The following is an 8,052-nucleotide window of genomic DNA, read 5'->3' as shown; positions in this document are numbered from 1 at the left end:
AGCTTGTAGCGCTGGCATGCCTCTTCAAGGCTCAAAAGCCCGCCACGCACCGCCGCAACCACTTCCGCCTTGCGCCGGATAACCCAGCGACGTGTATTCGTCGGCGGCAGATCGGCAATCGTAAGGGGGCTGCCGTCGGGCCCGATAACATATTTGACTCTCGGTCTAACAAGATCGGTCATCGTACTCTCTACAAAAAACTCAAAGACCCAATCCCCGCCACCTTACCGCCACAGCTTTAAAAATTGCCTAAGCAGACCCTAATGACTAGGTAAGGATCATGAACGCCGCGTTAGTCTTTTGGTCGGCATTTTAAACACTTGTTTATGTCTTTGATTCAGGCATGAAAAACGGCCCGCCCCTCAAAGCTGGCGCGGCCGGAACGCTTGACCTATATTCCGGCCACTGGCATTCAGCGCCAGGCGGAATGAAAGAACCATGAACAGTCTCGATCTTCCCGGACGTCCAGAAGACACCCGCATTGTCGTCGCCATGTCGGGAGGCGTGGATTCGTCTGTTGTCGCCGGCCTGCTGAAGCGCGAGGGCTATGATGTCGTCGGCGTCACCTTGCAGCTCTATGATCACGGCGCGGCGACCCATCGGGCCGGCTCCTGTTGCGCCGGCCAGGACATCGACGACGCCCGCCGTGTCTCCGAGACGCTCGGCATCCCGCACTACGTTCTCGACTACGAGGAGCGCTTCCGCAAGGCGGTGATCGATCCCTTCGCCGCTAGCTATGTCGCGGGCGAAACGCCGATCCCCTGCGTTTCCTGCAATCAGACAGTGAAATTCGCCGACCTGCTGGCAACCGCCAAGGAGCTCGGCGCCGACGCGCTGGCCACCGGCCACTATATCCGCTCCGGCGCCAACGGCGCCCACCGCGCGCTGTTCCGGCCGGTCGATGCCGACCGCGACCAGAGTTACTTCCTGTTCGCCACCACGCAGGCGCAGATCGACTATCTGCGCTTCCCGCTCGGCGGCCTGTCCAAGCCGCAGGTGCGCGCCATGGCCGAGGAGATGGGGCTGACGGTTGCCGCCAAGCAGGACAGCCAGGACATCTGCTTCGTGCCGCACGGCAAGTATTCCGACATCATTGCCAAACTGCAGCCCGCCGCCGCCAATCCGGGCGACATCGTCCATATCGACGGCCGCGTGCTTGGCCGCCATGAGGGCATCCTGCGCTACACGATAGGCCAGCGGCGCGGCATCGGCGTCGCTTCGGGCGAGCCGCTTTATGTCGTCCACCTCGACGCCGGCCGTGCCCGCGTCGTCGTCGGCCCGCGCGAGGCGCTGGAAACGCACAAGATCTATCTGCGCGACATGAACTGGCTGGGCGACGGGCCGATGTCCGCCGTGCCCGCCGGCGGTCTTGAACTGTTCGCCAAGGTGCGCTCGACGCGGCCGCCGCGCCCGGCCGTGCTCCATCATCGTGCTGGCGCGACATGGGTGGAATTGGCCGATGGCGAGTCCGGCATCGCGCCGGGACAGGCCTGCGTGCTCTATTCCGACGACGGCAACGAGGCGCGCGTGTTCGGCGGCGGTTTTATCGAGCGGTCTGAGCGTGGTGCCGAGGCCGAGGCCATGCTGACGCGCCTCGCGGCCGGGCCGATCCAGGTTCCCGCCGAGTAGCCCCTACGGTCTCAGGATTTGGTGTGGGTAACCGTGCCCGCGGTCAGGATGCGCAGCACCCTGATCGCCTCCTCGCCGCTGGTGCGCGGCTCGGCCCGCGTCTCGATGCACTGGATGAAATGCTCCAGCTCACGCGTCAGCGGCATGCCCTGCGCAACCGCGACATAGGATGGCTCGTTGGTGGTGAAGGCCCACTGGCCGCTGTCCTGCCATACCGCATGGCGGTAGACGGCAAGCTTGCGCTCCCATGGCTCGACATCGTCGAACACCGCCATGGCCCGGGTGCCGACCACGGTCAGCCGCCGCTCGCGATAGGGGTTGAGCCGCGAGGCGAAGAGATGGCTGCGCAGGCCGTTGGGAAAACGCATGTGCAGGTGGGCGAAGTCGCTGAGATTGTCGAGCAGGGCTGCGCCCTCGCCGCGCACCTCGACAGGTTCCGTGCCGGTGATCGCCAGGATCATCGACAAATCGTGCGGCGCCAGGTCCCACAACGCATCGTTTTCGGTGTGGAACTTGCCGAGCCCGAGCCGATGCGAATGGATATAGCGCACTTCGCCGAGTTCGCCCTTGTCGATGAGCTCCTTCAGCATCTCGAAGGCCGGGTGGAAACGCAGGACATGGCCGACCATGAAGACGCGGCCATTGTCCTTCGCGGCGCGCACCGCGCGCTCCGCGTCGGCGACGGTCAGTGCGATCGGCTTTTCCACCAGCACGTCCTTGCCGGCCTCGACGGCGCGCACAGCCAGGTCGGCATGGAATTGCGGCGGCAGCGCCATGACGATGGCATCGATATCGTCGCGCACGAACAGCTGCTCCGGCTCGATCGCCAGGCAATCCTGTTCGCTGGCAAAGCCTTCGGCGCGGGCACGATTGGAATCGGAAACCGCGTGCAGCGCGCCGAGCGCCTTGAGGGTGCGGATGTGGTTGCTGCCCCAGTATCCGCACCCAAGGACTGCAATGCGCGGCTTCATGTGTTTTTCAGACTCTAAAAACTCGTGGCCGAGACATAGCGACGTACCCCGTCGAACTCAACCCCGGGGCCTGCCCTCAAATGTCTGCAAGGCAAGGCTTTTGGTCAACGACAATAAGCCGGCACTCCAGCTGCCTCTAAGCTTGACAGGCTTGCCCTGCCAACCTTATATCCGCGCGACCTTGGCGAACGCCTCGATATGCCTTTCGAAATGAGGCGGATTTCGAGCCTTTCGCCGCCCTGGCGGGGTAGCTCAGTTGGTTAGAGCACGGGAATCATAATCCTGGGGTCGGGGGTTCAAGTCCCTCTCCCGCTACCACTTCATCCATGTACGATCCGGAGACTCGGGTACAGATTCTCTCTGTGCACACAGAGCGCCGGCAAACTGCCTCCCTAATAGGAGGCACTCCGCAAGTTGGTCCTACCGATAGAGGCTCGGATGCCTAGCTTTCTCGGTTTTGCAATCCCCCGCTCTCTGAACTGCGATGGCAAAGGCTCTCTCATAGACATGAGCAGCCCTCTTGAACTTACGCATATCGGGTGTCAGGTGTTTATCGATCCCGTCGTACAGCAGGACCGGAACAGCTATCATCGCTTTTCCATCCTCGGTCGGCCTCAACCGACATCTATCCAATACGGCGATGATATCGCCCGATATTGTTGCAGCCCTCTTCAAAAAGGCGTCATCCTTGCTTGCCAACCAATCGATGTTGCTCAGCTGTTTTGCCGAGGCAGCCGATATTGCGAAGCAGAGTCCTGCGGTCAATGCCGCGCAAGCAAGGTTTGGTTTCATTGTTCCCTCCGAGGTTGACTTAAGAAAGCACATTTGTCCGCAACTGAACAACTGATGCCGAAGCGATGTCTAGAATATCAAACACGTGATTCAGCACCCGCCCGAAATCACCTTAGGCGGCTCAATCGCGGCCCGTCGGGAACTTCCGTCCCGCATCGGTGCCAGCAATGTCACGCACTGTGTCAATCCTTCGGCATCGAGTCCAAGCCGGCACGACGAGATGCATCGACAAAAAGAAGCCCGCTGCCGCAGGGGACGTGGCAGCGGGCTCAGCATCGCGACGGATCAGGGAGGCGGACCCATCGCTCGCCCATGTGGGGGGAGGACATGGGCACTCCATACATAGGAACATGTTCCTATTATTCAAGACCGGAACACTTCGATGACGAAGAGGCCCCGTCGCGTCTGCTCCCCGCCCCCGCATCGCTCGCCGGCCTCACAGTCGGGATCATTTGATCCGGCTCAATGCGAACATCGCGCCTTCGGGCGATAATGACGAAGAGATCGAAGGAGCGATGGCATGACCCACACTTCCGTTACGGGATTCACTCGTTCCGCAGAGCAGGCCCAGCAATGGGTGAACGAGCTGACCCGCGATTTGGGCTGGAGCGAACATAACGCTTACCGGCTCCTGAAATCCGTCCTGCACACGGTGCGCGACTGGCTGTCGCCAGAGGAGATGGCCGACCTTTCGGCCCAGTTGCCTACCCTCATCAGGGGCATCTATTTCGAGGGCTGGAAACCGGAGACACCGACGTGGGAACGGACAAAGCACGACTTCGTGATATGCGTCAGGAACAGCTTTGGGTACGAGCCCGACGTCGATATCGACCAGGCGATCACGGCGGTTTTCAAGGTGCTCGACCACCACATATCGCATGGCGAGATCGTCCATGTTCGGAACTCGATGAAGAAATCGCTCCGTAACCTCTGGCCGGCGGCCTGACCGATGTTCCGCGACCGGCAAGACGCTGGGAAAAGGCTTGGCGTCGAGCTGGAAAAACTCGGTCTGCAACAACCGATCGTTCTCGCCTTGCCGCGAGGCGGCGTTCCTGTCGCCGCAGAAGTGGCCAAGCTCCTCAAGGCCCCGCTCGATCTGATCATCGTTCGTAAGGTTGGCGCGCCGGGAAATCATGAACTCGCCGTCGCGGCGATCGTGGACGGCGACCCTCCGGACGTTGTGCTGAACCGCGAGATCGTCGAGGCCTACGCGCTCGACGATAGCGAGCTTCGAATCTTGATCGCCCAGGAGCGTCCCGAATTGGAACGCCGCCGGCTGGCCTATCGTGGCAAGCGCCTACCCTTGTCGATCGCCGGAAAGACAGCGATCATCGTCGATGACGGTGTCGCGACCGGGACGACGATGAAGGTTGCGATCCGGGCCCTCAAGCGGCGGTCACCACGCCAGATAGTCGTTGCGGTCCCTGTCGCGCCGCCTGACATATTGGCCGAGCTCGCCCAGGAAGTGGACCGGATCGTCTGCCTCAGCCAACCGGCGCGGTTCCAAGCCGTCGGCTACCACTACCTCAGCTTCCCCCAGCTCACCGACGAGCAAGTGACGGGGGCGCTGGCTGAAGCAGCGCAGGAGCGCCGTGCGGATCAACCATCAATCCGGCGCAGGACGGCGAAACCCTAAATGGCCTGAAGACGTCGGTCGATGACCTGCAGCCGGCCCGGCTGCAGGCCGTTCCTGTGCCTCATCGCGCCATCAGGATCGGCAGCGACTGCTTCTCAAGCATCGATCTCGTGACGCCGCCGAAGATGCGCTCACGCAACCGCGAATGACCGTAGGCGCCCATCACCATCAGGTCGGCGGCAATGTCCACCGCGTGCTGGCGAAGAACCTCGGCAACGGAATGGTTCCCACTCGGCAGGCGGTCGACCGTGACCTTCACCCCGTGCCTGGCAAGATAGGCTGCAATATCGGCGCCCGGTTCCGCGCCGTGTTGGGCTTCCCCCTCGACGGGATCCACGAGAGCAAGATGCACGTCCTCGGCCGCGGCCAGCAGGTCGATCGATTCCCGCACGGCCCGCGATGCCTCAAGCCGCGAATCCCAGGCGACCAGTACCCGCTTCGGCTTCAGCGTCGGCCGCGAACCTTGGGGAACGAGGAGAAGCGGCCTGCCCGACGAGAACAGCACGCCTTCGATCGCCTTGTTCTTCAGCGTTTCGCCAGCCAGAAGCTCCGGCCCGAGAATGGTGATATCGGCATAGCGCGCACGGCGACCGATTGTCTCGTCCGCCCATTCGGCTTCCGGATACTCACTGTCGATGTCCGCGGAAAGGCCGCGGCCCGCGAGCAACGCCGTCACGCCGGCCGTTGTCTTCTTCAACAGCTGTTCCTCTGCCTTCCGCTCCTTCAGCCAGTCTTCGGAAACAATTGCGGCATACTCTCCGACCGGCGGCGGTGCGGCGAGCACCACCACGAGAACGGCAAGGTGCGCGTTGGTCTCCTCGCAAAGGCCGGCGGCGAGCTTGAGATCGGCGTCGCTCATGCCTGGACCTGTGATCGTGAGTATTGTCTTGAATGACATGGCAGCCGCTCCCGCGTTTGAGTGAACGTTCGCGACAAGCAATAGCGAGGCGGAACGCAACGGCATTGCGCTGAGTCAAAGCAGGGTTTGACCCCAATCAACATACTGGCCCGCAGGATGGCTTAGGATTCCGCCAATAGCTGATTGGAGTGCATATGAAACTCTTGACGATGGTGGCATGCGCCGGCTTGACGTTGAATGCGGCGGCAGCCCAGGAAATGAGTTACGGCCAGGCAGAATATCTGAACTCCTGCGCCGTCTGTCACGGTGTCGACGGAACGGGCGACGGGCCCCTGCGCGACCTGCTGACGAGGCGTCCAGCCGACCTGACGCAGCTCTCCAAACGCAATGGCGGGACGTTTCCCTATTCCAGGGTCTTTGCGACCATCGACGGGCGCTACGCCGTCCCAAGCCATGGCAATCGGGAGATGCCTGTCTGGGGCCGCCTGTTTCTCGAGGACGATGCAAAGGCCTACGGCCCCAGCGGTGGCGAGGTGGTGGCCACGGAACGTATCCACAATCTGGCCGGATACATCGAGACGCTGCAGCACTAGGTTCGGCGGCTTTTGCCCATTCGAGATAGCGACGTCGAGACTGCCGCCGGGGCCAGCCACCGATCGCTCCGGTGCTGCCCAAAACAGCCCTAAGTAATTCCCCGTAGGGACATGACCGAATTTCGCGACCCGCGGATTCGCGCAATTGCTGTGTCACGGTTCAACTGGGGAAACAGCCATGCACGCCTACACAACCTCGAGAATTTCGCTGCCGTCGAATTCCGTGCAACCAAGCCTGCCGGATGCGCTCGACCCGGCACCGCTGCAGCCGGTCAGCTTTTTCCCCGCCGGCGCGGAAATCTATGCCCAGGGCGAGAAGGCCGGGGCTTTCTATCAGGTCGAATTCGGCGCCGTGCGCATCTACCGCCTGCTGGCGGACGGCCGCCGGCAGATCAGCGCCTTCCACCTCGCCGGCGAGACCTTCGGCTTCGAAGCCGACTCGACGCATCATTTCTTCGCCGAAGCGATCAATGCCACCGGGGTCCGCGTCCTTCGCCTGGCTGCCGGGGCGGACATGTCCCGTCAGTTGCTGCCGTTGGCACTGAAGGGCCTGACGCGCGCGCAGGAACACCTCCTGGTCCTCGGGCGTCAGAACGCCATCGAACGTGTCGCCGCTTTCCTGGTCGACATGGCGGAGCGGCAAGGCGGATTGCAGCAGGTGGAGCTGCCAATGTCGCGCATGGATATCGGCGACTATCTCGGCCTCACCATCGAGACCGTGTCGCGCGTCTTCACCCGGCTGAAGGACAAGGGCGTCATCCGCCTGCTCAGCCTGCGCAGCATCGAGATCGTCAAGCACGACGCGCTCCACTGCATGAGCGAATGACAGACATCGTCGAGCCGTGGCACGGAAATACCAGGAGCAGGTCACATCTCTTGGTTCCGCTGCATCCGGCCATTCACAGCAACCCAGAATCGGAGGTCCGCACATGACCACGAATAGCGCCATTACCACACGCAGCGGATTTCGCTTCGAAGTCCGCCCTGCACGGCCCGAAGACGAACCCACCCTGGCGGAGTTCTTCACCCATGTGACGCCGGACGATCTGCGGTTTCGCTTTCTTGGCGGCGTGAAGGAAGTTTCACACGAGCGGCTGGTGGCGATGACGCGTTCCGACGACCCTCATGTGCACAATTTTCTGGCGTTCTCCGCCGACGGGATGCTGATCGCGGTTGCGATGCTGGCAAGCGATGACGCCGATCGAAACGGCGAGGTCGCGATCTGCATCCGCGGGGATCGCAAGCATCTGGGCGTTGGCTGGGAGCTGCTCGCCTATGTTGCGAACTATGCCGAAGATCTCGGGCTGAAAGCCATCCAATCGATAGAGAGCCGGGAAAATCGTGCCGCGATCGAGGTCGAGCGCGACATGGGCTTCACCGTCACGAGCGATCCCGACGATGCGACGCTTGTCCTGGTTCGACGGGAGTTGGGGGCGCGATCAGCGTCCTAGAGCCTTTCACGTTTTGACGGAAGCGTAGCCTGCGTTTTCGAAGTAGTTCCTGCATTCGGCCGGCTCGATGGTTTCGACGAGGTGGCCGATGTGGCGCCAAGTGTCCTCGACGGTACGTTTC

At 62.1% G+C, this 8,052-nt stretch carries 10 protein-coding genes, 1 tRNA gene and 1 pseudogene; 7 read left to right on the top strand and 5 right to left on the bottom strand.

Translation table 11 applies throughout. From position 1 onward, the window contains the following. Window positions 1–182: DUF1153 domain-containing protein (locus tag WC739_RS23230; RefSeq protein WP_135927495.1), on the bottom strand; the 182-nt coding region annotated here is incomplete at its 3' end. Window positions 183–438: 256 nt separating this feature from the next. Here WC739_RS23230 and mnmA point away from each other — a divergent pair. Beyond that, window positions 439–1,629, top strand: a complete 1,191-nt coding sequence (mnmA, locus tag WC739_RS23225) for a tRNA 2-thiouridine(34) synthase MnmA (protein ID WP_372955336.1) — start codon at window positions 439–441, stop codon at window positions 1,627–1,629. A gap of 11 nt (window positions 1,630–1,640) precedes the next feature. Here mnmA and WC739_RS23220 read toward each other — a convergent pair whose 3' ends face one another. Beyond that, complete coding sequence (locus WC739_RS23220; protein ID WP_372955335.1) at window positions 1,641–2,600, bottom strand: Gfo/Idh/MocA family protein; 960 nt, start codon at window positions 2,598–2,600, stop codon at window positions 1,641–1,643. A 241-nt stretch (window positions 2,601–2,841) separates the two neighbouring features. Between WC739_RS23220 and WC739_RS23215 the strand changes: the two genes are divergently transcribed. Further along, a tRNA-Met gene (locus tag WC739_RS23215) sits at window positions 2,842–2,918 on the top strand. Window positions 2,919–3,020: 102 nt separating this feature from the next. On the opposite strand, the gene WC739_RS23210 is transcribed toward WC739_RS23215, so the two are convergent. Then, window positions 3,021–3,392 carry a hypothetical protein gene (locus WC739_RS23210; protein ID WP_372955334.1) on the bottom strand — a complete coding sequence of 124 codons (372 nt, stop codon included), beginning with the start codon at window positions 3,390–3,392 and terminating at the stop codon, window positions 3,021–3,023. A 520-nt stretch (window positions 3,393–3,912) separates the two neighbouring features. Between WC739_RS23210 and WC739_RS23205 the strand changes: the two genes are divergently transcribed. Together WC739_RS23205 and WC739_RS23200 are read left to right on the top strand one after the other, a co-directional pair. Continuing rightward, complete coding sequence (locus WC739_RS23205) at window positions 3,913–4,338, top strand: DUF2267 domain-containing protein (RefSeq protein ID WP_372955333.1); 426 nt, start codon at window positions 3,913–3,915, stop codon at window positions 4,336–4,338. 3 nt (window positions 4,339–4,341) lie between these two features. Then, the gene (locus WC739_RS23200; RefSeq protein WP_372955332.1) at window positions 4,342–5,028 is read left to right on the top strand and encodes a phosphoribosyltransferase; all 687 of its coding nucleotides are present in this window, start codon (window positions 4,342–4,344) and stop codon (window positions 5,026–5,028) included. A 61-nt stretch (window positions 5,029–5,089) separates the two neighbouring features. Here the strand turns inward: WC739_RS23200 and WC739_RS23195 are convergent, their stop codons facing one another. Next, the gene (locus WC739_RS23195) at window positions 5,090–5,926 is read right to left on the bottom strand and encodes a universal stress protein (protein ID WP_372955331.1); all 837 of its coding nucleotides are present in this window, start codon (window positions 5,924–5,926) and stop codon (window positions 5,090–5,092) included. 155 nt (window positions 5,927–6,081) lie between these two features. Here WC739_RS23195 and WC739_RS23190 point away from each other — a divergent pair, with 155 nt between their 5' ends. The 3 genes from WC739_RS23190 (at window position 6,082) to WC739_RS23180 (ending at window position 7,931) form a co-directional block, all read left to right on the top strand. Next, a complete protein-coding gene (locus WC739_RS23190) occupies window positions 6,082–6,480 on the top strand; it encodes a cytochrome c (protein WP_372955330.1) in 399 nt (132 codons plus the stop codon). A gap of 178 nt (window positions 6,481–6,658) precedes the next feature. Continuing rightward, the gene (locus WC739_RS23185; RefSeq protein WP_372955329.1) at window positions 6,659–7,306 is read left to right on the top strand and encodes a helix-turn-helix domain-containing protein; all 648 of its coding nucleotides are present in this window, start codon (window positions 6,659–6,661) and stop codon (window positions 7,304–7,306) included. A 103-nt stretch (window positions 7,307–7,409) separates the two neighbouring features. Continuing rightward, the gene (locus WC739_RS23180) at window positions 7,410–7,931 is read left to right on the top strand and encodes an N-acetyltransferase family protein (RefSeq protein WP_372955337.1); all 522 of its coding nucleotides are present in this window, start codon (window positions 7,410–7,412) and stop codon (window positions 7,929–7,931) included. 6 nt (window positions 7,932–7,937) lie between these two features. Here the strand turns inward: WC739_RS23180 and WC739_RS23175 are convergent. Then, window positions 7,938–8,052, bottom strand: a pseudogene (locus tag WC739_RS23175) (IS630 family transposase); the annotation flags it as partial.

The sequence above is a fragment of the Mesorhizobium sp. genome, from assembly GCF_041661565.1.
Lineage (GTDB): Bacteria > Pseudomonadota > Alphaproteobacteria > Rhizobiales > Rhizobiaceae > Mesorhizobium.
Note: the sequence above shows the minus strand (reverse complement) of the source record. Positions and strands in the feature narration are given on the sequence as shown.

What these genes read in the sequence shown, in the direction of transcription:
- mnmA (WP_372955336.1), top strand. Translation starts at nt 439, where the DNA reads ATGAACAGTCTCGATCTTCCCGGACGTCCAGAAGACACCCGCATTGTC.
- WC739_RS23220 (WP_372955335.1), bottom strand. Translation starts at nt 2,600, where the DNA reads ATGAAGCCGCGCATTGCAGTCCTTGGGTGCGGATACTGGGGCAGCAAC.
- WC739_RS23210 (WP_372955334.1), bottom strand. Translation starts at nt 3,392, where the DNA reads ATGAAACCAAACCTTGCTTGCGCGGCATTGACCGCAGGACTCTGCTTC.
- WC739_RS23205 (WP_372955333.1), top strand. Translation starts at nt 3,913, where the DNA reads ATGACCCACACTTCCGTTACGGGATTCACTCGTTCCGCAGAGCAGGCC.
- WC739_RS23200 (WP_372955332.1), top strand. Translation starts at nt 4,342, where the DNA reads ATGTTCCGCGACCGGCAAGACGCTGGGAAAAGGCTTGGCGTCGAGCTG.
- WC739_RS23195 (WP_372955331.1), bottom strand. Translation starts at nt 5,926, where the DNA reads ATGTCATTCAAGACAATACTCACGATCACAGGTCCAGGCATGAGCGAC.
- WC739_RS23190 (WP_372955330.1), top strand. Translation starts at nt 6,082, where the DNA reads ATGAAACTCTTGACGATGGTGGCATGCGCCGGCTTGACGTTGAATGCG.
- WC739_RS23185 (WP_372955329.1), top strand. Translation starts at nt 6,659, where the DNA reads ATGCACGCCTACACAACCTCGAGAATTTCGCTGCCGTCGAATTCCGTG.
- WC739_RS23180 (WP_372955337.1), top strand. Translation starts at nt 7,410, where the DNA reads ATGACCACGAATAGCGCCATTACCACACGCAGCGGATTTCGCTTCGAA.